The organism is Aequorivita aquimaris (assembly GCF_001573155.1).
Lineage (GTDB): Bacteria > Bacteroidota > Bacteroidia > Flavobacteriales > Flavobacteriaceae > Aequorivita > Aequorivita aquimaris.
The window spans coordinates 1-609 of sequence record NZ_JRWG01000064.1 but is presented as its reverse complement, the minus strand read 5'-3'; the positions used below and the strand labels follow the sequence as shown (position 1 = coordinate 609).

The window sequence follows — 609 nt, the reverse complement described above, 5'->3', positions numbered from 1 at the left end:
GAATTGGCGTTCTGCGTTACGGCGTTCGCGAATTGCGCGTTCAGGATCATCTTTAGCGTGTCGAGCTTGTCGTTCGCACCGCCGGCGTTGCGGATCACGTCATCGCTCAGGACGATGCCCAGGCGGTGCGCGGCTGCGGCGAGATCGTCAAAGCCGTCGACCCCTTGGCCAAGGAGGCCGGTCAGCGTCGCTGCAGACTTGCCCATTAGCTGCAAGGCGATCGCATTGCGCTGTTGCACGGTGGGCAGTTTCGATATGCCCGCGATGGTCTGACGCAATGCCGTATCGAAGTCGCTGCTCGTCACGCCAAGCTCGCGAAACAGCTTTACCTGCTGGTCGCTACCCGACTGCGCGAGGCCTAGTGTTTTGGCGAACTTCCCGAGTGCCTCATCCGCGACTTCGACGCTTGAGCCGCTGAGTTGCGCCGCGTAGCGGAATTCTTGGATGAGCTTTGTGCTGGCGCCCGTGCGATCTGACAAATCTTGGATCGCGTCAGCATAGTCAAAGGCACGCTGCGCCGCCCCGGCGAACTCCTTCAGTGCCAAGGCGCCGCCCAACGCGCCTAAGGCATCCGTGAGAGACAGCGCCGCCCGTTCGGCACCCCGGAAA

At 62.2% G+C, this 609-nt stretch carries 1 protein-coding gene; it reads right to left on the bottom strand.

Translation table 11 applies throughout. The annotated features are described in order from the left end of the window. A partial coding sequence (locus tag LS48_RS15425) for a hypothetical protein (protein ID WP_204376488.1) occupies positions 1-609 on the bottom strand: 609 nt, incomplete at both ends.